The sequence below is a fragment of the Demequina pelophila genome, from assembly GCF_000971175.1.
In the GTDB taxonomy this organism is placed as follows: domain Bacteria; phylum Actinomycetota; class Actinomycetes; order Actinomycetales; family Demequinaceae; genus Demequina; species Demequina pelophila.
Genome location: NZ_BBLY01000005.1, coordinates 186,201 through 207,935, shown reverse-complemented (window position 1 = coordinate 207,935; position 21,735 = coordinate 186,201). Strand labels below are relative to the sequence as shown.

21 protein-coding genes are annotated in these 21,735 nt (G+C 73.0%); 17 read left to right on the top strand and 4 right to left on the bottom strand.

The window, feature by feature from the left end; translation table 11 throughout:
- The first annotated feature begins 20 nt into the window (after nucleotides 1-20).
- The 4 genes from AOM03_RS08945 to AOM03_RS08930 all read left to right on the top strand — a co-directional run bounded on the left by AOM03_RS08945 (nucleotide 21) and on the right by AOM03_RS08930 (nucleotide 4,620).
- A complete protein-coding gene (locus AOM03_RS08945; RefSeq protein ID WP_062380489.1) occupies nucleotides 21-974 on the top strand; it encodes an L-lactate dehydrogenase in 954 nt (317 codons plus the stop codon).
- A gap of 184 nt (nucleotides 975-1,158) precedes the next feature.
- Nucleotides 1,159-2,331 (top strand): ADP-forming succinate--CoA ligase subunit beta, encoded by a 1,173-nt coding sequence (gene sucC / locus AOM03_RS08940; protein WP_062380487.1) that lies wholly within the window; start codon nucleotides 1,159-1,161, stop codon nucleotides 2,329-2,331.
- Nucleotides 2,332-2,342: 11 nt separating this feature from the next.
- Nucleotides 2,343-3,227, top strand: coding sequence for a succinate--CoA ligase subunit alpha (gene sucD / locus AOM03_RS08935; RefSeq protein WP_062380485.1), 885 nt, complete (start codon nucleotides 2,343-2,345; stop codon nucleotides 3,225-3,227).
- Between the two features lie 64 nt (nucleotides 3,228-3,291).
- Nucleotides 3,292-4,620, top strand: coding sequence for a cell division protein PerM (locus AOM03_RS08930; protein ID WP_062380483.1), 1,329 nt, complete (start codon nucleotides 3,292-3,294; stop codon nucleotides 4,618-4,620).
- Nucleotides 4,621-4,642: 22 nt separating this feature from the next.
- On the opposite strand, the gene AOM03_RS08925 is transcribed toward AOM03_RS08930, so the two are convergent.
- Nucleotides 4,643-5,080: a hypothetical protein gene (locus tag AOM03_RS08925; RefSeq protein WP_062380481.1), complete on the bottom strand. Its 438-nt coding sequence runs from the start codon at nucleotides 5,078-5,080 to the stop codon at nucleotides 4,643-4,645.
- 49 nt (nucleotides 5,081-5,129) lie between these two features.
- On the opposite strand from AOM03_RS08925, the gene purN reads away from it, so the two are divergent.
- Genes purN through AOM03_RS08910 form a run of 3 tightly spaced genes read left to right on the top strand, consistent with a single transcriptional unit; the run spans nucleotide 5,130 to nucleotide 7,634 of the window.
- Nucleotides 5,130-5,810 (top strand): phosphoribosylglycinamide formyltransferase, encoded by a 681-nt coding sequence (gene purN / locus AOM03_RS08920; RefSeq protein ID WP_062380480.1) that lies wholly within the window; start codon nucleotides 5,130-5,132, stop codon nucleotides 5,808-5,810.
- Complete coding sequence (gene purH, locus AOM03_RS08915; RefSeq protein WP_062380478.1) at nucleotides 5,807-7,360, top strand: bifunctional phosphoribosylaminoimidazolecarboxamide formyltransferase/IMP cyclohydrolase; 1,554 nt, start codon at nucleotides 5,807-5,809, stop codon at nucleotides 7,358-7,360. The genes purN and purH overlap by 4 nt, the downstream gene beginning before the upstream one ends.
- A 10-nt stretch (nucleotides 7,361-7,370) precedes the next feature.
- A complete protein-coding gene (locus tag AOM03_RS08910) occupies nucleotides 7,371-7,634 on the top strand; it encodes a hypothetical protein (protein WP_062380475.1) in 264 nt (87 codons plus the stop codon).
- Nucleotides 7,635-7,753: 119 nt separating this feature from the next.
- Here AOM03_RS08910 and AOM03_RS08905 read toward each other — a convergent pair whose 3' ends face one another.
- Nucleotides 7,754-8,647 (bottom strand): aquaporin, encoded by an 894-nt coding sequence (locus AOM03_RS08905; RefSeq protein ID WP_062380473.1) that lies wholly within the window; start codon nucleotides 8,645-8,647, stop codon nucleotides 7,754-7,756.
- Between the two features lie 169 nt (nucleotides 8,648-8,816).
- Between AOM03_RS08905 and AOM03_RS08900 the strand changes: the two genes are divergently transcribed.
- The 10 genes from AOM03_RS08900 (at nucleotide 8,817) to AOM03_RS08855 (ending at nucleotide 19,797) form a co-directional block, all read left to right on the top strand.
- Nucleotides 8,817-10,034: an NADP-dependent isocitrate dehydrogenase gene (locus tag AOM03_RS08900; protein ID WP_062380471.1), complete on the top strand. Its 1,218-nt coding sequence runs from the start codon at nucleotides 8,817-8,819 to the stop codon at nucleotides 10,032-10,034.
- A 58-nt stretch (nucleotides 10,035-10,092) separates the two neighbouring features.
- Entirely contained in the window at nucleotides 10,093-11,082 is a 990-nt protein-coding gene (locus AOM03_RS08895) for a malate dehydrogenase (RefSeq protein WP_062380468.1), read from the top strand.
- Between the two features lie 265 nt (nucleotides 11,083-11,347).
- Complete coding sequence (locus AOM03_RS08890; protein WP_227589948.1) at nucleotides 11,348-12,508, top strand: ROK family transcriptional regulator; 1,161 nt, start codon at nucleotides 11,348-11,350, stop codon at nucleotides 12,506-12,508.
- A 62-nt stretch (nucleotides 12,509-12,570) separates the two neighbouring features.
- Complete coding sequence (locus AOM03_RS08885) at nucleotides 12,571-13,899, top strand: extracellular solute-binding protein (RefSeq protein ID WP_062380466.1); 1,329 nt, start codon at nucleotides 12,571-12,573, stop codon at nucleotides 13,897-13,899.
- Nucleotides 13,900-14,047: 148 nt separating this feature from the next.
- A complete protein-coding gene (locus AOM03_RS08880; RefSeq protein WP_062380464.1) occupies nucleotides 14,048-14,998 on the top strand; it encodes a carbohydrate ABC transporter permease in 951 nt (316 codons plus the stop codon).
- Nucleotides 14,995-15,837 carry a carbohydrate ABC transporter permease gene (locus tag AOM03_RS08875; protein WP_062380462.1) on the top strand — a complete coding sequence of 281 codons (843 nt, stop codon included), beginning with the start codon at nucleotides 14,995-14,997 and terminating at the stop codon, nucleotides 15,835-15,837. Before AOM03_RS08880 ends, AOM03_RS08875 begins: the two co-directional genes overlap by 4 nt.
- Entirely contained in the window at nucleotides 15,834-17,261 is a 1,428-nt protein-coding gene (locus tag AOM03_RS08870; RefSeq protein ID WP_062380460.1) for a glycoside hydrolase family 3 N-terminal domain-containing protein, read from the top strand. The genes AOM03_RS08875 and AOM03_RS08870 overlap by 4 nt, the downstream gene beginning before the upstream one ends.
- 1 nt (nucleotide 17,262) lies before the next feature.
- A complete protein-coding gene (locus AOM03_RS08865; protein ID WP_062380458.1) occupies nucleotides 17,263-18,153 on the top strand; it encodes an ROK family protein in 891 nt (296 codons plus the stop codon).
- A complete protein-coding gene (locus tag AOM03_RS08860; RefSeq protein ID WP_062380456.1) occupies nucleotides 18,146-18,928 on the top strand; it encodes a glucosamine-6-phosphate deaminase in 783 nt (260 codons plus the stop codon). Before AOM03_RS08865 ends, AOM03_RS08860 begins: the two co-directional genes overlap by 8 nt.
- Entirely contained in the window at nucleotides 18,928-19,797 is an 870-nt protein-coding gene (locus AOM03_RS08855; protein ID WP_156157691.1) for an N-acetylglucosamine-6-phosphate deacetylase, read from the top strand. The genes AOM03_RS08860 and AOM03_RS08855 overlap by 1 nt, the downstream gene beginning before the upstream one ends.
- A gap of 191 nt (nucleotides 19,798-19,988) precedes the next feature.
- On the opposite strand, the gene AOM03_RS12815 is transcribed toward AOM03_RS08855, so the two are convergent.
- Nucleotides 19,989-20,738, bottom strand: a complete 750-nt coding sequence (locus AOM03_RS12815) for a GOLPH3/VPS74 family protein (protein WP_062380452.1) — start codon at nucleotides 20,736-20,738, stop codon at nucleotides 19,989-19,991.
- 128 nt (nucleotides 20,739-20,866) lie between these two features.
- Nucleotides 20,867-21,730 carry an ABC transporter permease gene (locus AOM03_RS12810; RefSeq protein ID WP_062380450.1) on the bottom strand — a complete coding sequence of 288 codons (864 nt, stop codon included), beginning with the start codon at nucleotides 21,728-21,730 and terminating at the stop codon, nucleotides 20,867-20,869.
- Nucleotides 21,731-21,735: the final 5 nt, after the last annotated feature.

Here is a 21,735-nt window from a genome sequence, read left to right as displayed (position 1 = left end):
GCCGCGAGAGGAGAGCAGCCGTGGAGACCAGGACCTCGAAGGTGTCGATCGTCGGAGCGGGAGCCGTGGGCTCGACGCTCGCGTACGCGGGCCTCATGCGCGGCTTCGCCCGCACGGTCGCGCTGTACGACATCAACAAGGCGAAGGTCGAGGCCGAGGCGCTCGACCTCGCCCAGGGCATCCAGTTCATGAAGGAGGCCACCGTCCTCGGCTCGAACGACGTGGGCGTGGTCGAGGGCTCGGACGTGGTGGTCGTCACCGCGGGCGCCAAGCAGCAGCCCGGCCAGACGCGCATGGACCTCGCCGAGGCGACCATCTCGCTGATGGACAAGGTGATGCCTCCGCTCATCGACGTGGCGCCGAATGCGATCTACATCCTCGTCACCAACCCGGTCGACGTGGTGACGCTCGCCGCGATCAAGAAGTCGGGCATGGCTCCCGATCGCATGTTCGGTTCGGGCACGGTGCTCGACACCTCGCGACTGCGCCACCAGGTCGCCGCGGAGTGCGACGTGGCCGTGCGCAACGTGCACGCGTACATTGCCGGCGAGCACGGCGACTCCGAGGTGGCGCTGTGGTCCTCCGCGACCATCGGCGGGCTGCCGCTGACCCAGTGGACGGGCCGCGACGGCAACGTCGTCATGACCGAGGAGGTGCGCGAGCGCATCCACCACGACGTCATGCGGTCCGCGTACACGATCATCGAGGGCAAGGGCGCCACCAACTACGCGGTGGGCGCGGCCGGCGCGCGCATCGTGGAGGCGGTCCTCAACGACCAGCGCCACATCCTGCCCGTGTCGACCCTGATCGACTACCCCGGCGTGGGCGAGGTGTGCATGTCGCTGCCCGCCGTGATCGGCCGCAACGGCGTCGAGAACCACGCCATGGTCAACATGACCGACGAGGAGAGCGCCGCGCTCGAGGCCTCCGCGCGCGCCATCCGCGCCACCGCGGAGCGGTTCGGCGTCGGCTGACGCTCCCGCGAGCACGTGCGGCGGCGCCCCGGGGATTCCCGGGGCGCCGCGGCGTTTTTGGCGACAATTTTGGCGACATTTAGCGGGACCATGGTCCCGGAGGGTGCTCCGCGTCTGTAGGCTGGCCCTGCACCAATGGACATCGCGTGCCAGAGCCGGCGCGCGCGACGCGTGAGGACTGTGCATGGATCTGTACGAGTACCAGGCGCGCGACATGTTCGAGAAGCACGGCGTGCCCGTGCTGCCCGGCATCGTCGCCACCACCCCCGCCGAGGCGCGAGCCGCGGCCGAGAAGCTGGGCGGCGGCGTGGTCGTCGTCAAGGCCCAGGTGAAGACCGGAGGCCGCGGCAAGGCCGGCGGCGTCAAGCTCGCGAAGTCCCCCGAGGAGGCCGAGCGTCATGCCGAGGCGATCCTGGGCATGGACATCAAGGGTCACACGGTGCACCGCGTGATGATCGCGGCGGGCGCCGCGATCGCGGAGGAGTTCTACTTCTCCGTCCTGCTCGACCGCGCCGAGCGCCGCTACCTGGCCATGTGCTCGGTCGAGGGCGGCATGGAGATCGAGCAGCTCGCGGTCGAGCGCCCCGACGCGCTCGCACGCGTCGCGGTGGACCCGCTCGTGGGCATCGACGCCGCCAAGGCCCAGGAGATCGTCGCGGCCGCGAACTTCCCCGAGGAGCTGCGCGAGCAGGTCGCGGACGTCATCCAGAAGCTGTGGGGCGTGTACAAGAACGAGGACGCCACCCTCGTCGAGGTCAACCCGCTGGTCCGCACCGAGGACGGCGCGATCGTCGCGCTCGACGGCAAGGTCACGCTCGACGAGAACGCGGCGTTCCGTCACGAGGACCACGCGGCGCTCGAGGACAAGTCCGCCGCGGACCCCCTCGAGGCCAAGGCCAAGCACATGAACCTCAACTACGTGAAGCTCGACGGCTCCGTGGGGATCATCGGCAACGGCGCGGGCCTCGTCATGTCGACGCTCGACGTGGTCGCGTACGCGGGCGAGCGCTTCGGCGGCCAGAAGCCGGCGAACTTCCTCGACATCGGCGGCGGCGCCTCGGCCGAGGTGATGGCCAACGGCCTCGACGTCATCCTCCACGACCCGCAGGTCAAGTCCGTGTTCGTCAACGTGTTCGGCGGCATCACCTCCTGCATCGCGGTCGCGGACGGCATCGTCGGCGCGCTGAAGGCGCTGGGCGACGAGGCCTCCAAGCCGCTCGTGGTCCGCCTCGACGGCAACGCGGTCGAGGAGGGCCGCGCGATCCTCGCGGCCGCCAACCACCCGCTCGTGACCATCGAAGAGACCATGGACGGCGCCGCGGCCAAGGCCGCCGAGCTCGCCGCCGCGGCGCAGTAAGGAGACTCGACATGGCAATCTTCCTCACGCAGGACTCGAAGGTCATCGTCCAGGGCATGACCGGCTCCGAGGGCATGAAGCACACCCAGCGCATGCTCGCCTCCGGCACGACCATCGTGGGCGGCGTCAACCCGCGCAAGGCGGGCACCGAGGTCGAGTTCCCGGCCGACGTGACCGTCCCGGTCTTCGGCACCGTCGCGGAGGCCATGGAGGCCACCGGCGCGGACGTCTCCGTCGTCTTCGTGCCGCCGGCCTTCACCAAGGCCGCCGTCATGGAGGCCGTCGACGCCGGCATGCCGCTCGTGGTCATCATCACGGAGGGCGTGCCCGTCGCGGACACCGCCGAGTTCTTCGCCTACGCGCAGTCCAAGGGCACGCGGCTCATCGGCCCGAACTGCCCCGGCCTCATCACCCCCGGCCAGTCCAACGTGGGCATCACGCCCGCGAGCATCACGGGCCCCGGACGGATCGGCCTGGTGTCCAAGTCCGGCACGCTGACCTACCAGATGCTGTTCGAGCTGCGCGACATCGGCTTCACCACCGCCGTGGGCATCGGCGGCGACCCGATCGTGGGCACCACCCACATCGACTGCCTCGAGGCGTTCCAGAACGACCCCGAGACGGCCGCGATCGTGATGATCGGGGAGATCGGCGGCGACGCCGAGGAGCGCGCCGCGGCGTACATCAAGGCCAACGTGACCAAGCCCGTCGTGGGCTACGTCGCGGGCTTCGAGGCGCCCGAGGGCAAGACCATGGGCCACGCGGGCGCGATCGTGTCCGGCTCCGTGGGCACCGCCCAGGCGAAGAAGGAGGCCCTCGAGGCCGCCGGCGTCAAGGTGGGCACCACGCCCTCCGAGACGGCCCGCCTCATGCGGGAGATCCTCACCGGCGCGTAGCCGCCTGACCCTCCGCCGCGAGCCGGTCCCGCCGAGCGGGACCGGCTCGCGCGACCATGGGCGGGTGCCAGACGACGCCCCCGCCACCCTCCTCGCCCGCGCGCGCGAGGCCGCGCCCCGCGCCCTCGGCGGCGCGCTCACCGGACTGCAGGGCGTGGTGCTGTCCTACCTCGTGGTGCTGGTCCCGGCGCTCGCCGGCGTCGCCGGCGCACCCAACCTCGACGGCTCCGCCACGGTCGACTGGGGCGGCGCGGCCGACGTCGCGACCCAGGTGTGGCTGCTGGGCCACGGCGTGCCCGTGGCCGTCGCCGGCGGCTCCATCGCGCTCGTCCCGCTGGGCCTGCCGCTGGTCTCCGCGGCGATCCTCCTCGCGGTCGCGCGCCGCTTCGCCGCCAAGACGTGGGCCAGCTGGGCCTTCGCGTGCGGCGCCTACGCGGTGGGCGCCGCCGCGATCGCGGCCGGCGCGGACGCCGATGCCCTCCTCGCCCTCCGCGCGGGCCTCGCCGGCGCGCTCATCGCCGCGCCGAGCGTCGCGCTCGGCATCTGGCGCACGCACGGCGCGCGGCTGCGGCTCCTGGACCGGCTGCCCCTCGACGTCCGCACCGGCCTGCGCCTGGGCGGCGCCACCGCCGGCGCGATCCTGGGCCTCGCCGCCCTCGCGGGCGCCGCGTGGGCCTACCTGGGGCGCGAGGACGTCGCGTCGCTCGCGTCCGGGCTGGGCATGGACCCGCTGGGCGCCGGCGCGCTCGCGCTCGCCGAGCTGCTCTACGTCCCCACCCTGGTCGCGTGGATGGCCGCATGGGTGGTCGGTCCCGGCTTCGCCGTGGGGGAGGGGACGCTCGTCTCGCCCGCCGTCGTGGAGATCGGGGACCTGCCGCACGTGCCCCTGCTGGGCGCGCTGCCGTCCGCGGGCGGCGGCTGGCTCGTCTGGGTCCCCGCCGTGGCCGCCGTCGCTGCCCTGGTGGTGCGGGTCCTGCTGCACCGGCGCATCGTCCCTCTCCAGGGCCACGGGCTCGACCTGTCCGCCGCGCGCGTCGCCGGCACCGGGCTGGGCGTCGTCGCGCTCGCCCTCGCCGGCGTGACGGTCGCCTCGAGCGGCGCGATGGGGCCGGGCCGGCTCGCGACCGTGGGCGGCGACGCGCTCCTGGTCACCGCGGCCGGCGTCGGGCTGGCCGCGGCCGGATGGGCCATCGTGTGGCTCACGGTGGCCGCGTGGCGCGGCCTGCGCGGCCGGGCGGCGGGAGCCGCCGACGACGCTCGGGACGACGCGCGCGCCGAGGCGCGGGACGCCCCGGCAGGCGCGGCCGCCCGGGACGGGGTGACGGGTGCGCAGGGCGACGCGACCGCCGCACGGGAGCCCGCCGGCGCATCGTCCACCGCCACGCCCTCCTGAAGGGCCGCCGCCGCAGGACGCGCTACGGCGCGGTGGTCTCCGTCGCCGGCAGCACCACGCCGTAGCGCTCGAGCACCTCGAGGTAGTCCTCCTCGAACTGGTCGAGGCACGCGCGCTCGGCGGTGGAGGTGAGGGCGCGCGACTGGCACGCCGCGAAGTCGGCGAGCGGCTCGCGCAGCAGCGCGACCCCGCCGCCGTAGAGCAGGCCGAACAGGCCGATCGCGATCGCGAACACGAGCATCACGCGCAGTCCCGCGATGCCGCGGGTGCCGCGCAGCAGCACCAGCGACGTGATCGCCGCGGCGGCGGCGGCCGGGCCGAGCAGGAGGGTCCACAGCCCGAACGTCGGCGCGATCGCGAGCAGCATCACGGTCGCGCCGGTGAGCAGCAGCGTCCACATCACCGCGCGCCGCGGCCGCACGCCGATCTCGGGGCGGGCCGGCGTCGTCGTCTCGGGCATCGTTTCCTCTCACGTCGTGAGGCACCAAGCATGCCGATAGGCTCGGCGCGTGACAAACCGCCCCGCCGCCCGGCGCGTCGTCGTGCTCGCCTCCGGGGCCGGGTCGACGCTCGCCGCGCTGCTCGCCGGGGCCGGGGACGCGGCGGGCTACCGGGTCGCCGCCGTCGTCTCGGACCGGGACGATGCGGGGGCGCTCGCGCACGCGCGCGCCGCCGGGGTGCCGACCGCCGTGGTCCGCCTCGCCGACTTCCCCGACCGCGCCACGTGGGACGCCGCGCTCGCCCGGGCCGTCGCATCGTTCACCCCCGATCTGGTGATGCTCGCCGGCTTCATGCGGCTCGTGGGCGACGCCATGCTGGCCGCCTGGGGCGGCCGGATGCTCAACACCCACCCGTCGCTGCTGCCCGCGTACCCGGGCGCGCACGCGGTGCGCGACGCGCTCGCCGGCGGCGCGAAGGTGACGGGCTGCACCCTCATCCTGGTCGACGCCGGGGTGGACACCGGGCCCATCGTGGCGCAGGCGGCCGTCGAGGTGCGCCAGAATGACGACGAGGCGGGCCTGCACGCGCGCATCAAGGCGGTCGAGCGCGCGCTCGTCGTCGACACCCTGGGCCGCCTCGCGCGCGAGGGGTGGACGGTGAGCGGGCGTGTGGTCCGCATCGGGGGCGCCCCGCCCGTTCCCGCCGCACCAGAATCCGCAGCAACAGATCCCGCCGAGGAGGCACCATGACCGAGCGCCAGCGAGTGCGCCGCGCCCTCATCTCCGTGTACGACAAGACGGGCATCGAGGAGCTCGCGACCGCGCTGACCCACGAGGGCGTGCAGATCGTCTCGACGGGCTCGACCGCCCAGCGCATCGCCTCCGCCGGCGTGCCCGTGGTCGCGGTCGAGGAGGTGACCGGCTTCCCGGAGTGCCTCGACGGCCGCGTCAAGACGCTGCACCCGCGCGTGCACGCCGGCATCCTCGCGGACCGTCGCCTGCCCGACCACGTGCGTCAGCTCGAGGAGCTGGGCATCGAGGCGTTCGACCTCGTGGTGGTCAACCTGTACCCGTTCGCGGCCACGGTCGCCTCCGGGGCGGGGGACGATGCGGTGATCGAGCAGATCGACATCGGCGGCCCCTCGATGGTGCGCGCCGCGGCGAAGAACCACGCCTCGGTCGCCGTGGTGGTCGACCCGTCCGAGTACGAGGCCGTCGCCAGCGCGGTGGGCCACGGCGGCTTCACCCTCGCCGAGCGCACCGCGCTCGCCGCGAAGGCCTTCCGCCACACCGCCGACTACGACGTGCAGGTCGCGACCTGGATGGGCGAGACCCAGGCCCCCGACGACGACGGGACGGGCCTGGCCGGCTGGCTCGGCGCATCGTTCACCCGCCAGGCCGAGCTGCGCTACGGCGAGAACCCGCACCAGGCCGCCGCGCTGTACGCGGACGGCTCGGGCCGCGGGATCGCCGGCGCGCGTCAGCTGCACGGCAAGGAGATGTCCTTCAACAACTACGTGGACGCCGATGCGGCGGTCCGGGCGGCCTACGACCACGCGGGCCCCGCGGTGGCGGTCATCAAGCACGCGAACCCGTGCGGCATCGCGGTGGGCGCCACCATCGCCGAGGCGCACGCGAAGGCCCACGCGACGGACCCGGTGAGCGCGTTCGGCGGCGTCATCGCGGCCAACGGCGTGGTGACCGCGGCGGCCGCCGCGCAGATCGCACCCATCTTCACCGAGGTGGTCGTGGCGCCGGCGTTCGAGGACGAGGCCGTGGAGATCCTCACGGCCAAGAAGAACCTGCGCCTGCTCGAGATCGACCCCGCGCCGCTCGAGACCGAGTGGCGGCGCGTGTCCGGCGGGCTGCTGGTCCAGGAGACGGACGTCATCGACGCGCCGGGCGACGCCACGAGCGCGTGGGAGCACGTCGCGGGGCCGGTGCCGACGCCCGAGGTGCTCGCCGACCTCGAGTTCGCGTGGCGCGCGTGCCGCGCGGTGAAGTCCAACGCGATCCTGCTGGCCGCCGACGGCGCGGCCGTGGGCATCGGCATGGGCCAGGTCAACCGCGTCGACTCGTGCCGCCTCGCGGTGCAGCGCGCGGGGGAGCGGGCCGCGGGGTCCGTCGCCGCGTCGGACGCGTTCTTCCCCTTCGCGGACGGGCTGATGGTGCTGGCCGAGGCCGGCGTGCGCGCCGTGGTCTCGCCCGGCGGGTCCGTGCGCGACGCCGAGGTCATCGCGGCCGCCTCGTCCGCGGGCGTGACCCTGGTGCACACCGGCACCCGGCACTTCTTCCACTGAGGCGTCGCCGATGGTCGACGATCAGGCGATGCCGCGGCGGGTCGCCCTCGGGGCGGGCATCGCCGTGGTGGCGATCGCGCTGTCGGGGCTCGTCGTGGGCGTCGACGTCGCGGCGATCGCGCTGGGGGTGTTCGCCGGGGCCGGTGCGGTCGCGCGGGTGGTGCTGCCGATGGAGCGCGCCTTCACCATCCGCCGCCGCGCGATCGACGTGGCGGTGCTGACCGTGCTCGCGGCGATCCTGCTGTTCCTGGGGCTCACGACGCCGCTCGACTGACGCCCCTTCCCCGGACACTCCGCACGGAACGGGGGCCGACACGCCGGCTCAACCGGCGCATCGGCCCCCGTCGCGCGGCGTGTCGCGCGTGAATCCGTGCGGAGTGTCCAGGTGGGAGGTCAGGCCTCGATCTCGTCGATGACCTCGATCACCTCGACGCGCTCGATGTCCTCCTCCGGGCCGAAGGCGCGGAACAGGAGGCCGACGATCGCGCCGCCGATGATGGGCGCGAGCCAGAACAGCCACAGCTGCTCGAGCGCCCAGGTCTCCGCGAACAGCGCGGCGCCGGTCGCGCGCGCCGGGTTGAGGGCGGCGTTGGTGAACGGGATGGCGAACAGGTGCAGGACGCCGAGCGCGAGGCCGATCGTGGGGGCGGCGAGCGCCGGGATCGCGCGGATCGAGGTGGCGGCCAGCACCACGGCGACGAACATGCCGGTCGCGAGCACCTCGACCACGGCGCCCGCGGCGAGCGGGAACTGCGTGGGGGAGTTCTCGCCCACGCCGATCGCGACCGCGCTCATGATGGTCTTGGCGTCCTGGACCTGCGGGTTGGAGCCGATGAGCGCCCACAGGGTGGCGCCGGCGCCGGTCGCGCCCAGGGTCTGCGCGAGGACGTAGGGGGCGACGTCGCGGCCGGGGAAGCGGCCCGCGATCCACGCGCCCACCGTGACGGCGGGGTTGACGTGGGCGCCGGACACGCCGCCGATCGCGACGATGACGCCCCACAGGGCGAGCGCGAAGCCGAACGCGACGACGATGCGCCCGTCGGCGAAGATCGCCGCGCCCAGCGCGATGAGGATGAAGACGAAGCTGCCGCCCGCCTCCGCGATCATCCGCGTGATGAGCGACGGGCCGGCGGGCTCGTCGACCCACACGTCGTCGTCGAAGTCGGCCGCGGTCACCTCGCGCTCCTGGGTCGGGGGCGCGGAGGCGGCGTCGGCCGCGAACGGGGCCCCGGGCGAGGCCTCCTCGGGGGTCTGTCGTGCATCGTCCTCGGGACGGGGCTCGGTCATGATTCTCCTTCCGGCGCCCGGCGGGCGCTCCACGGTTGCATGGTGGCACGGATATGCCCTGGTGCGAGGGAGGCGGCGGCGTTTTCAGGCGGCGCGGGGCGGGACTGTGGTCCCGGTTTCTTGCACTAGGCTCGGAGCGGAATCAGCCCCGACGGTGTGAGGACTACGCATGGCGAAGATCAAGGTCGAAGGCAAGGTCGTCGAGATCGATGGCGACGAGATGACGCGGATCATCTGGCAGTTCATCAAGGACCGCCTGATCCACCCGTATCTCGACGTGGACCTGGAGTACTACGACCTCTCGATCCAGCAGCGCGACGCCACCGACGACCAGATCACCATCGACGCCGCGCACGCCATCCAGCGCCACGGCGTGGGCGTGAAGTGCGCGACCATCACGCCGGACGAGGCCCGCGTGGAGGAGTTCGGCCTCAAGAAGATGTGGCGCTCGCCCAACGGCACCATCCGCAACATCCTGGGCGGCGTGGTGTTCCGCGAGCCCATCATTATCTCCAACGTGCCGCGCCTGGTGCCGGGTTGGACCCAGCCCATCGTCATCGGTCGCCACGCGCACGGCGACCAGTACCGCGCGACCGACTACAAGGTCCCCGGCGCCGGCACGGTGACCCTCACGTACACGCCCGAGGACGGCTCCGAGCCGGTCGAGATGGAGATCGTGAAGATGCCGGAGGAGGGCGGCGTCGTCATGGGCATGTACAACTTCAACGAGTCCATCCGCGACTTCGCGCGCGCCTCGCTCAACTACGGCCTGCAGCGCGGCTACCCGGTGTACCTGTCCACCAAGAACACGATCATGAAGCAGTACGACGGCGCCTTCAAGGACATCTTCGCGGACGTCTTCGCGACCGAGTTCAAGGCGCAGTACGACGCCGCGGGCCTCACCTACGAGCACCGCCTCATCGACGACATGGTCGCGGCCGCGCTCAAGTGGGAGGGCGGCTACGTCTGGGCCTGCAAGAACTACGACGGCGACGTCCAGTCGGACACCGTGGCGCAGGGCTTCGGGTCGCTGGGGCTCATGAAGTCGGTGCTCATGACCCCGGACGGCAAGACCGTCGAGGCGGAGGCCGCGCACGGCACCGTCACCCGTCACTACCGCCAGCACCAGGCGGGCAAGCCCACGTCGACCAACCCCATCGCGTCGATCTTCGCGTGGACCGGCGGCCTCAAGCACCGCGGCAAGCTGGACGGCACCCCCGAGGTCACCGGCTTCGCGGAGACGCTCGAGGACGTCGTGATCACGTCCGTCGAGTCGGGCGCCATGACCAAGGACCTCGCGCTGCTGGTCGGCCCCGACCAGGAGTGGCAGACCACCGAGGAGTTCCTCGCGACCCTCGACGCCAACCTGTCCGCGCGCCTGGCCTAGCCCGGCCGCGGCCCCCAGCCCTCGCATCGTCCACCAAGAGATCAGGAGTCACACCGTCGTGAGCACCACACCCGTCACCGTCACCGTCACGGGCGCCGCCGGCCAGATCGGCTACGCCCTCCTGTTCCGCATCGCGTCGGGCGCCATGCTGGGCCCGGACACGCCTGTCCGCCTGCGCCTGCTCGAGATCCCGCCGGCGGTCAAGGCCGCCGAGGGCACCGCGATGGAGCTCGACGACTGCGCGTTCCCCCTGCTCGACTCGATCGACATCACGGACGATGCGACGGCCGCCTTCGACGGCGTCAACGTCGCCCTGCTCGTGGGCGCGCGTCCCCGCGGCCCGGGCATGGAGCGCGGCGACCTGCTGGCCGCCAACGGCGGCATCTTCGGGCCGCAGGGCGCGGCGATCAACGCCGGCGCGGCGGACGACGTGCGCGTGCTCGTCGTGGGCAACCCCGCCAACACCAACGCGCTCATCGCGTCCGCGCACGCCCCGGACGTGCCGGCCGATCGCTTCAACGCGATGATGCGCCTGGACCACAACCGCGCGCTCGCGCAGGTCGCGCAGAAGGCCGGCGTGCCCGTCTCCGAGGTGAAGCGCGTGTCCATCTGGGGCAACCACTCCGCGAAGCAGTACCCGGACCTCGCCCACGCGACGATCGGTGGGCGTCCCGCTCCCGACGTGATCGGGGACGATGCGTGGGTCCGGGACACGTTCGTTCCCACCGTCGCGAAGCGCGGGGCGGCGATCATCGATGCGCGCGGCGCGTCCTCGGCGGCCTCGGCGGCGAACGCGGCCATCGAGCACGTGCGCGACTGGGTGCACGGCACGCCCGAGGGCGACTGGACCTCCGTGGCGCTGCCGTCGGACGGGTCCTACGGCGTGGCCGAGGGCGTCATCTCCTCGTTCCCGTGCGTGTCGCGCGGCGGCCGCTGGGAGATCGTCCAGGGGCTGTCCGTCGGGGAGTACGCCCGCGAGCGCATCGACCTGTCCGTGGCCGAGCTGCTCGAGGAGCGCGACGCGGTCTCGGGGCTCGCGCTGCTGTAGACCTCCAACGACGACCGGGGCCCCGGCGAGCCGCGCGCTCGTCGGGGCCCCGTCGCGTCCGGCCGGCGTTCGGCGCGCGACCTCGGAGGCGTCCTCCCTGCTCTTGGCCGGAGCCAAGCAAGGCGGCACTGAGTGCCGTCTTGGTCCGGGGCGCAAATCGCACCCGGTGTCGTGTGCCGGACGCCACATCACAAATCGGTAAAGCCGCCCGCGGATCGGGACCTCGGGCTTGCGTTTTGGTTGTTAGTAATCTTTACTAACAAACATGGATCGCATCGACGCCGCCACCGCGCTCGCCGCCCCCCGGCGCCGCTTCGCGTCCATGGTGCGTCCCGGCGCCCGGGTCACCCCCGAGCACGCCCGCAGCCACAACCGCGCCCTCGTCCTGCAGGAGCTCTTCCGCGGCGAGGGACTCAGCCGGGCGGACCTGGCCCGCGCGACCGGCCTCACCCGCGTCACCATCTCCGACCTGATCACCGACCTCATCGACGAGCGCCTGGTCGTCGAGACCGGCCAGCGTGCCGAGAGCCGGCCCGGCAAGCCCGCGATCATGCTCGACATCAACCGGACCGGCTTCGCGATCCTCGCGCTCGACCTGTCCAAGGCGGGCGTGTTCCTCGGCGTCGTCACCGACCTCGACGGCGTGATCTCTCACCGCGAGGAGGTCGCGGTCGAGGGGCTCACGGGCGGTGACGCGGTCGAGGCTGTCGCCGCACTTATCGAGCGACTGCTCGCCGCCACCCAGGCCCCGGTCCTGGGCGTCGGCGTCGGCAGCCCTGGCATCGTCGACGAGCACGGCCGCATCGTCACCGCCCCCAACCTCGGATGGCACGAGGTCGCGCTCCAGCAGATCCTGGCCGAGCGCCTCCGCCTCCCCGTCGTCGTCGCGAACGACGCCAACGCCGCGGCGCTGGGCGAGCGCAGCTACGGCGGCGCCGACGACCTCATCCTCATCCGCGTCGGGCTCGGCGTCGGCGCCGGCCTCGTGGTGGGCGGCACGCTGGTCTCCGGCGCGCGCTACGCCGCGGGCGAGATCGGCCACGTGGTCGTGGGCACCGACGGCGGCGACGCCTGCGTGTGCGGCCGCCGCGGCTGCCTCGAGACCTGGCTCGCCACCCCGCGCCTCACCGCGCGCCTCGCCGCGCACCCCGAGTCGCGCGCGCAGATCCTCGCCGAGGCGGGGGAGCGGCTGGGCATCGCCCTCGCCCCCGTCGTCGGCGCCCTGAACCTCGAGGAGGTCGTCCTGTCCGGCCCCTTCGACACTCTCGACGGTCCTCTCATCGAGACGGCCGCCGAGACCATCCGAGACCGCACCATGGCCGCGTCCGATGCGGTCCCGGCGGTCCGGATGACCACCCTGGGGCGCGACATCGTCGTGCTCGGCGCGGTGGTCATGGTCCTCAGCGGCCAGCTAGGGGTCTCCTGACCCGCCCGTCCCCCGATGCGCGCCCTCGAGCGAGCATCTCCATCAAAGAAGAAGGAACACCAATGAAGAAGACGCTGATCGGCGCCGCGGCCTTCGCCGCGGCCGGTGCCATCGCCCTGACGGGTTGCGGCGGCTCCGCCGACACCGCCACCGACGAGACCGCTGGTGGCACCGACGCCACCACCGACGCCACCACGGACACCGCGGCCGGCGCCGAGGACATCACCCTGTGGCTCATGGGCACCGACACGCCCGACGACCTCATCGACTACCTCAAGACCACCTACACCGAGGAGAACGGCGGCGACCTCACCGTCGAGCAGATCGGCTGGGGCGACGCGATCGCCTCGCTCACCACGGCGCTGCCGGACTCGGCCAACACCCCCGACGTCACCGAGGTGGGCAACACCCAGGCCGCGACCTTCACCACGGTCGGCGCGTTCATGGACATCTCCGACATGTACGAGGAGCTGGGCGGCGACTCGCTGCTCCAGGGCTTCGTTGAGGCCGGCGCGGTGGGCGACGCCAAGTTCGCGCTCCCGTACTACTTCGGCTCGCGCATGGCGTTCTACCGCAAGGACCTCTACGAGCAGGGCGGCGTCGAGGTGCCCACCACCCTCGCCGAGTTCACCGACATCCACGCGACCATGTACGACGCGGACGTTGCCGGCTCGTACATCCCGGGTCAGGACTGGCGCACGGGCATCTCCTGGATCTTCGCGAACGGCGGCGACATCGCCACGTTCGACGGCTCCGAGTGGACCGCGACCCTGTCCTCGCCCGAGTCCGTCGAGGGCATGAAGCAGTGGCAGGAGCTCTTCACCACGAGCTCGGTCGCCACCGCCACCGACAACGACTCGAACTCCTACCTCGCGATCAACGACGAGTTCCTCGCCGGCACCCCCGCCGCCACCACGCTCGCCCCCAACTGGGCGGCCTGCTGCCTGGGCGACGTGAACGACGACGACACCGTCACCTGGAACGACGACAAGTTCGGCGCCTACGTGCTCCCGGGCGTGGACGGCGGCGCCGCCCCCGTCTTCGCCGGTGGCTCGAACATCGCCGTCTCCGCCGCGACCCAGCACGAGGAGGGCGCCAAGACCCTCATGCGCATCATCTTCTCGGCCGACTACCAGAGCATGCTCGCCGAGGCGGGCATGGGCCCGGCCAACCTCGACTACGCCGACGCGTACGCCGACCAGGGCCCGATCAACGCCCTCGCCCTCGAGGCCGCCGAGAGCTCCAAGCTCACCCCGGCCGCGCCGGGCTGGGCCGCCGTCGAGAACGCCACGCTCATGGAGCAGTACTTCCAGGCCGTCGCCGAGGGCGGCGACGTGGAGACCCTCGCCGCCGAGTACGACGAGAAGATCAACGCCCTGATCAACGGCTGATCCACTCAGGCCGACACCTCCCACGGCCCGCCTCGGCGGGCCGTGGGGGACGGCCCGGGCCGTCCGAGCCCGGGCCGTCCCCCCACCCGGATGCGCCCGCAGTCGGGCCGCACCCACCCCTCTTCCGCACCACGCAAAGGCATTTCGCATGAACACCACCGTGCCCGCGCCGGCCGACGCCGCGCGAGTGCCCGACGCCCCCGCGCGTCGCCGGCGGCGCCCCACGCTGCCGTACTGGCTCTCCATCCCCGCCGTCATCGTGCTCCTGGTCGGCATGGGCTACCCGCTCGTGTGGCAGATCTGGAACTCGTTCCGCGAGTACGGCCTGGCCCAGCAGTTCGGCCAGGACCCCGAGTTCATCGGGCTCGACAACTACATCCAGCTGCTCAGCGACTCCGGCTTCTGGCTGGTGCTGGGCAAGTCGGTGGCGTTCATGGCCGTCACGGCCGTCGCGACCATGGCGATCGGCATCGGCCTCGCCATCTTCATGAAGATGATCCCGGACTGGTCGCGCATCATCCTCCAGGTCGCGCTCCTGCTCGCCTGGGCGATGCCCATCGTCGCGCAGCTGACGGTCTGGAACTGGCTCATCAACGCCCGCAACGGCGTCATCAACCACGTCCTGTCGATGATCCCGGGCGTGGACATGATCGGCCACAACTGGCTGGTCAACCCGCTGAGCTTCTTCGCCGTCGCCTCGATCATCATCACGTGGGCCTCGGTGCCGTTCGTCACCCTGTCCGTGTACGCCGGCCTCACCCAGGTCTCCGAGGAGGTCCTCGAGGCCGCCGGCCTCGACGGCGCCAACCGCTGGCAGCAGCTGCGCCAGATCATCCTCCCGATCCTGCGCCCCGTGCTCGTCATCCTGCTGCTCCTGCAGATGATCTGGGACCTGCGCGTCTACGCCCAGATCGAACTCCTCCAGGGCTTCGGCGCCCGCGGCTCGAAGTACGACCTGCTGGGCACGTACATCTACAGCCTCGGCGTCGGCCAGGGGAAGTTCGGCCTCGCGGCCGCCGCGGCCATGATCGTCATGCTCTTCACCATCGCGCTGTCGTGGTTCTACGTGCGCGAGCTCCTCAAGGAGGACAAGTCGTGATCTCCAAGAACCCCGCCCTCCGCACCCTCGGCGCGATCGTCGCCGTCGTCCTCGCCGTCGCCTGGGCGTTCCCCGTCTACTGGATGATCAACAGCTCGTTCCAGTCGCCGCGCACCATCGCGAACCTCACCCCGACGTTCAGCCCGTTCGGCGGCACCACCGCGAACTACGAGGCCGTCGTCTCGAGCTCGGGCTTCGGTGGCGCGCTGCGGATGTCGCTCGTGGTCACCGGCATCGCCCTGGTGGTCTGCATCATCGTCGCCTTCCTGGGCGCGCTCGCGATCTCCCGCTTCCGCTTCCGCGGCCGCAAGGGCCTCGTGCTCGCGATCATCCTCGTGCAGATGCTCCCCGCCGAGGCGATGTTCATCGCGCAGTACAAGATGATCGCCGGCCTGGGCCTGCTCAACACGGTGGGCGGCATCAGCATCATCTACGTCGCTGCCGTCGTGCCCTTCACCATGTGGATGCTCCGCGGGTTCGTCGCCGGCATCCCCGCGGACCTCGAGGAGGCCGCGCAGATCGACGGCTGCAGCCGGTTCGGCGCCTTCATGCGCGTCACGTTCCCGCTGCTCGCCCCTGGCCTGGTCGCCTCCGGCGTGTTCGCCTTCCTCCAGGTGTGGAACGAGTTCGCGCTCGCCTCGATCATGCTGACCTCCTCCGACTCGCAGACGCTGCCGCTGTGGCTGCGCAACTTCTCGCAGTCGTCCGCGTTCGGCCAGATCGAGTGGGGCCAGGTCATGGCCGCCTCGACCCTGGTCGCGGTGCCGGTCATCATCTTCTTCCTCATCGTCCAGGGCCGCATGACCAAGGGCATGGTGGGCGGAGCGGTCAAGGGATGAGCACCGCGAACCCCCTCGGCATCCTCCTGCCGGGCTTCGAGGGACCCACCCTGCCCGCGTGGCTCGAGGCCCGGCTGCGCGACGGACTCGCCGGCGTGTGCCTGTTCGGCACGAACGTCGAGACCCCCGAGCAGCTGCGCGCCCTCACCGACGCGATCCACGCGGCCAACCCCCGCGCGATCATCGCGATCGACGAGGAGGGCGGCGACGTCTCCCGCCTCTACCAGCGCGACGGCTCGCCCTTCCCGGGCAACGCCGTGCTGGGCAGAATGGACGATGCGGCGGCCACCGAGGCGGTCGCGGCCCGGGTGGGCGCGGAGCTCCGCGCCGCCGGCGTGGACCTCACGCTCGCCCCGGACGTCGACGTCAACTCGAACCCGCTCAACCCCGTCATCGGGGTGCGCAGCTTCGGCGCCGAGCCCGGCCTGGTCTCGCGCCACGCCGCGGCCTGGGTGCGGGGCGTCCAGTCCATGGGCGTCTCCGCGTGCGCCAAGCACTTCCCGGGTCACGGCGACACGGCGCAGGACTCCCACCTGGCCCTGCCGCAGGTCGACGCCGACCAGGACACGCTCGCCGTGCGCGAGCTCCCGCCCTTCGTCGCGGCCATCGCCGCCGGCACGGCGACGGTCATGACGTCGCACATCATGGTGCCGTCGGTCGACCCCGACCTCCCGTCCACCTTCTCGCCCACCATCCTCCAGGGGCTGCTGCGCGAGGGACTGGGCTTCCGCGGCGTCATCGTCACCGACGCCCTCGACATGGCCGGCGCCTCGGCCGACCGGGGCGTCCCGGCCGCCGCCGTCGCCGCGCTCGCCGGCGGCTCGGACCTGCTGTGCCTGGGCACCGGCAACACCGACGAGGAGATCGGGGAGATCGCCGCGGCCATCTCCGCGGCCGTCGAGGCCGGCGAGCTCCTGCCCGCCCGCCTCGCCAACGCCGCGCAGCGGTGCGCCGCGTTGGGCACGCACCACCGGATGCGGCGCCGCAGCCCCGGCCCCGAGGGCCCGGAGATCGTCGACGCCGCCGCGGTGGCGGCCACCTTCGCGGTGGACGATGCGGCGCGCACCCTGCTCGCCGAGGACCGGCCGCGCGTGTGGCTGCGGCTCGAGCCGACCGCGAACATCGCCGTCGGCGCCTCCCCGTGGGGGCCGTTCGCCGGCGGCGTCGCCCCGGCCGCCACGTGCGGGCCGGACGACGATCCCGAGGCCTTCGCCGCATCGGTCCCCGCCGGCGCGCTCGCCGTCGTGGTGGGCAAGGACAACCACCGTCACCCCTGGGCGCTGGCCGCGATCGCGGCGGTGCGCGCGCAGGCGGACGCCGTCGTCGTGGACATGGGCTGGCCCGGTCCCGAGGGCGCGGACGTGCGCACGTACGGCGCGTCGCGGCTCGTGGGCGACGCCCTCGCAACCCTGATCGGACGCTGACATGCACCTGGGAATCGACATCGGCGGCACCAAGACGGACGCCGTCGTGGTGGACGCCGACGGCACGCTGCGCGGTCGCAGGACCCTGCCCTCGGGCAGGGGGGCCGATGCGGTGGTCGCCGCCGCGCTCGACGCCGCCTGGGGAGCGAGCGCCGCGGCCGGCGCCGCGCCGAGCGACCTGACCGTCGGGATCGGCACGCCGGGCGCCATCTGCGACGGCGTCGTGTCGCACGCCCTCAACCTGGACGTCGAGCGCCTCGACCTCGCGGGCGGCTTCGCCGCGGCCTTCGGGGTGCGGCCCGCCGTGGACAACGACGTGAACGTCGCCGCGCTCGGCGCGTACACGCTGCTGGGCGGCACCGGCTCGATGGGTTACCTCAACCTGGGCACCGGCCTCGCGGCCGGGCTCGTCCTCGACGGCCGCCTGTGGCGCGGCGCGCGCGGGGCGGCGGGGGAGATCGGACAGATCTGCATCGATCCGAACGGCCCGGTGGGCACTGACGGGCTTCCCGGCGGGCTCGAGACCTACGCGTCCGGTTCGGGCCTGATGCTCCAGTGGGGCGTCGAGGGCTCGACCGGCGCGGACGTGGTCGCGGCGGCCGCCGCAGGAGACCCGCGCGCCGTCGAGATCCGCGACCGCGCGTTCTACGGCCTCGCGACCGCGGTGCGCATCCTCGTGGTCACCCTCGACGTCGACGAGGTCGTCGTCGCTGGCGGCATGACCAAGTGGGGCGACGAGCTGTTCGACGGCGCGTCCCGCATCCTCGAGGGCTGGGCGGCGACGAGCCCCTTCCTCCGGTCCCTGAATCTGTCGTCGCGCATGAGACCACTGAATCTGGAGGTGCCGGTCGCCGCGATCGGCGCCGCGATGCTAGGAGGCGGACGTGGCTGAGGTCATCGTTCTCGACACCCCCGACGACGCGGGGCGATTCGTCGCCGCGCACATCGCGCGCGAGGTGCGCGCGAACCCGGAGTTCACGCTCGGCGTGGCGACCGGCTCCACCCCGCTGCCCGTCTACCAGGCGCTGCACGCCGAGTCCGAGGCCGGCACCGACTTCACCCGCCTCACCGCCTTCGCGCTCGACGAGTACGTGGGCCTGCCGGTCGAGCACCCCGAGAGCTACCGCTCGGTGGTCGACCGCGAGGTGACCGTGCCGCTGGGCCTGGACCCCGCGCGCGTCCACGTGCCGGACGGCTCGGTCGAGGGCATCCAGACCGCCGGCGCCCGCTACGAGGCGGCGCTCGAGGCGAACGGGGGAGTGGACCTCCAGCTGCTGGGCATCGGCCGCACGGGCCACCTGGGCTTCAACGAGCCCGGCTCCTCGTTCGGGTCGCTGACCCGCGTCAAGACCCTCACCGAGCGCACCCGGATCGACAACGCGCGCTTCTTCGACTCGCTCGACCAGGTCCCCATCCACTGCGTGACCCAGGGCCTGGGCACCATCCTGCGCGCCCGTCACCTGGTGCTGCTCGCGTTCGGCGAGGGCAAGGCGGAGGCGCTGGCCGCCGCCGTCGAGGGCCCCGTGTCGGCCTCGATGCCGGGCTCGGCGATCCAGCTGCACGCCCGCGTGACCGTCGTGGTCGACCGGGCCGCCGCGTCGGAACTCAAGTTCCGCGACTACTACCAGTGGGCGCAGGACCACAAGCCCGACTGGCAGGGCATCTGATGTACACCGACATCCATTGCCACGGGGGCGGCGGACACGACTTCGGCGGCACCGTCGAGGGCACGCGCGCCGCGCTCGCGGCGCATCGCGCCCACGGCACGAGCAAGGTAGTCGCCTCGCTCGTCTCGGCGCCGGCGTCCGAGATCGCCCGCGCCGCGGGTGTGATCCGCACCGTCATGGCCGAGGACGCCGGGCTCCTGGGCATCCACCTCGAGGGCCCGTTCCTCCAGCCGCTGCGCAAGGGCGCCCACGACCCGGCGGCGCTCGCGCTGCCCACCCCGGACACCGTGGCCGCCCTGCTCGACGCCTGCGACGGGACCCTGCGCCAGATCACCATGGCGCCGGAGCTGCCCCACGCGCTCGACGCGATCGAGACGCTGGTCGAGGCCGGCGTCGTGGTCGCCGTGGGCCACACCGAGTGCACCGCGCAGGAGGCCCGCGAGGCCTTCGACCGCGGCGCCACGCTGCTCACCCACGGGCTCAACGCGATGCGCGGCATCGCGGCGCGCGAGCCCGGACCGGTGGGCGCGGCGCTCGCGGACGAGCGAGTCTCCATCGAGCTCATCGCCGACGGCATCCACGTCGACCCCGGCCTGGTCGCGGGGCTGTTCCGCGCGGCCCCGGGCCGCACCGTGCTGGTGACGGACGCGATGTCCGCCGCCGCATCGTCCCCCGGCCGCTACCTGCTGGGCGGGCTCGACGTCGACGTGACCGAGGACGGCCGGGCCGTGCTGGCGGGTACCTCGACCCTTGCCGGCTCGACGCTCACCATGGACCGCGCGGTCGAGGTGTGCGTCGCGGCCGGCGTGCCGGAGGCTGACGCCGTGGCCGCGGCCACGACCACTCCGGAGCGCGTGCTGGGACTCTGAGGCAGGTCGGGTCTGAGGCAGGTCGGGCGCGGGGAGCCGCGCCCGGTGCTGCCCGCTCGCGGCCCGTGTGGCGAGTCGCGAGTCGCGGAGGCGCCCCGTTGAGGGAGGCGCCTCCGCCGGGACCGCGGCAGGGACTGCCAGCCCGGACTGCCAGCCGGGACTGCCAGCCCGGACTGCCGGCCGCGCCCGGCTCAGCCGGAGGACGTCGCGGCGGTGGACGCCACGACGCCGCCGATGACGGCTGCCATGACCGCCGCCTTGACGGACTCGACCGTGGCGTCGACCGCGGCCTGGGCGGCGTGATCCGCCTGGGCCGCGTCCTTCTGCTCGGCGGTGATGGCCTTCGCGCGGGCGGCGGCGCGGCGGCGGTCCTCCTTGGCGACCAGGGCCCTGGGCAGCGGCGTGTCCGCCGTGAGCGCGATGAGCGCGGCCTCACGTTCGGTCGGCGCCGTCTGCTCGAGCAGGACGGCCGCGAGGCGGGCGCGCAGCGCGGCGCCCCGGCCGGCGTCGGTCGCGATCCAGCGGTCGCTCGGGAAGATGCCGAGCACCCGGTGGGGCTCGCGCCTCATCACGCCCGCCGCGGCCAGGTCCTCGAGGGTGTCGCGACGCGCCCGGCGCGCGAGTCCCCCGATGGTGCGGTGGGCGTCGCGCGGCTTGGCCTCGATGCCGCCGAGCACGTCGTCCAGGCGGGCGTCGCCCGTGCGCGCCCCGGGCACCGCGACGATGCGCCGACGCTCGGGCCGGCGCGAGGTGCCCTCGAGTGTGACCGCCTCGCGCAGGGCGAGCTCGACGATCGCGGCGCCCGCGACGCGCTGGTCCAGCATGCCCACGTGGCGCGGCTTGCCCGCCTCCGGGTCGTAGGCGACCAGGATCAGCTGCTGCGGCAGGGTGAGGCCGTGGTCGGCCTGGTGCAGGGTGGCGTCGTGGTGAGGCGTGCTCATGCTGGCTCCGTTCGTCTTGCGATATTGGCACGCAGCGCCCCAGGAGGTGCTGAGTGCCCATTCTGGCTCGAAATGGGCACTGAGCACCTCCCGGGGCGCAGTGCTGGGGCGCGGTGCTGGGGCTGGTCCTACAGATCCGCCGTGCGCATCCGGGCGTGCGCGGCGATCGAGGGGAGGATGCCCCACGCGAGGACCGCGACCAGGCCCAGCCAGGGGCTCAGCAGCGTCGGGTCCGCGGCCGGGAGGGCCTGACCGATCGCGGCGGTCGCGCCCTGCGGCAGGACCTTGTTGATCACCTCGACGATGTCGCTCTGGACCATGCCGGTGGTCGAGGGGATCACGAACAGCACCGCGACGATCACGATGTTGGACACCACGGTCGAACGCACCAGGTGGCCCAGCGCCAGCGCGAGCCAGCACAGCGACACCAGCGCGAGCAGGAGGCCGCCGGCGAGGCGGAGCGTCTGGCCGTCCGCGAGGTCGGGCAGGGCCCCCACCTGGGAGAGGTTGGCCCAGGCCGCACCGTAGGCGGTGGCGAGGCACAGCACGCCCCCGAGGAGCGCATAGGCCGCGGTGACGGCCATCTTGGCGGCGAGGACGATGCCGCGGCGCGGCTGGGCGATCAGCGTGGTGCGGATGGAGCCGTGCGCGTACTCGTGCGTCGCGATCGAGCCGGCAAGCATCGAGATGACGATGAGGCCCATCCAGGTCGCGGCCATCGCGATGGTGAAGCCAGCGGCCGAGCCGGACTCGCTCACCGCGAGCACCGCGGCCTCCGGGTTGGCGACGATGGTGTTCGAGGCGAGCATGGCGACCAGCCCCGAGAGCGCGGCCGCGATGGCGAGGCGGATCCACGTGCCCTTGAGGGCGCTGGACTTGATCCATTCGGCGCGGATCGCGCCGGCGAGCGACGCATTCTTGACGGTGGTGCGGGTGGACGATGCGGCAGTGGACGATGCGGTGGTGGACGATGCGGTGGCGAGCGTGGACATGAAGG

Coding starts and splice junctions, on each gene's coding strand:
- purH (WP_062380478.1), top strand. CDS start 5,807: ATGACCGAGCGCCAGCGAGTGCGCCGCGCCCTCATCTCCGTGTACGAC.
- AOM03_RS12810 (WP_062380450.1), bottom strand. CDS start 21,730: ATGTCCACGCTCGCCACCGCATCGTCCACCACCGCATCGTCCACTGCC.
- AOM03_RS08880 (WP_062380464.1), top strand. CDS start 14,048: ATGAACACCACCGTGCCCGCGCCGGCCGACGCCGCGCGAGTGCCCGAC.
- AOM03_RS08885 (WP_062380466.1), top strand. CDS start 12,571: ATGAAGAAGACGCTGATCGGCGCCGCGGCCTTCGCCGCGGCCGGTGCC.
- AOM03_RS08865 (WP_062380458.1), top strand. CDS start 17,263: ATGCACCTGGGAATCGACATCGGCGGCACCAAGACGGACGCCGTCGTG.
- AOM03_RS08890 (WP_227589948.1), top strand. CDS start 11,348: ATGGATCGCATCGACGCCGCCACCGCGCTCGCCGCCCCCCGGCGCCGC.
- AOM03_RS08855 (WP_156157691.1), top strand. CDS start 18,928: ATGTACACCGACATCCATTGCCACGGGGGCGGCGGACACGACTTCGGC.
- AOM03_RS08900 (WP_062380471.1), top strand. CDS start 8,817: ATGGCGAAGATCAAGGTCGAAGGCAAGGTCGTCGAGATCGATGGCGAC.
- AOM03_RS08905 (WP_062380473.1), bottom strand. CDS start 8,647: ATGACCGAGCCCCGTCCCGAGGACGATGCACGACAGACCCCCGAGGAG.
- sucD (WP_062380485.1), top strand. CDS start 2,343: ATGGCAATCTTCCTCACGCAGGACTCGAAGGTCATCGTCCAGGGCATG.
- AOM03_RS08925 (WP_062380481.1), bottom strand. CDS start 5,080: ATGCCCGAGACGACGACGCCGGCCCGCCCCGAGATCGGCGTGCGGCCG.
- AOM03_RS08870 (WP_062380460.1), top strand. CDS start 15,834: ATGAGCACCGCGAACCCCCTCGGCATCCTCCTGCCGGGCTTCGAGGGA.
- AOM03_RS12815 (WP_062380452.1), bottom strand. CDS start 20,738: ATGAGCACGCCTCACCACGACGCCACCCTGCACCAGGCCGACCACGGC.
- sucC (WP_062380487.1), top strand. CDS start 1,159: ATGGATCTGTACGAGTACCAGGCGCGCGACATGTTCGAGAAGCACGGC.
- AOM03_RS08910 (WP_062380475.1), top strand. CDS start 7,371: ATGGTCGACGATCAGGCGATGCCGCGGCGGGTCGCCCTCGGGGCGGGC.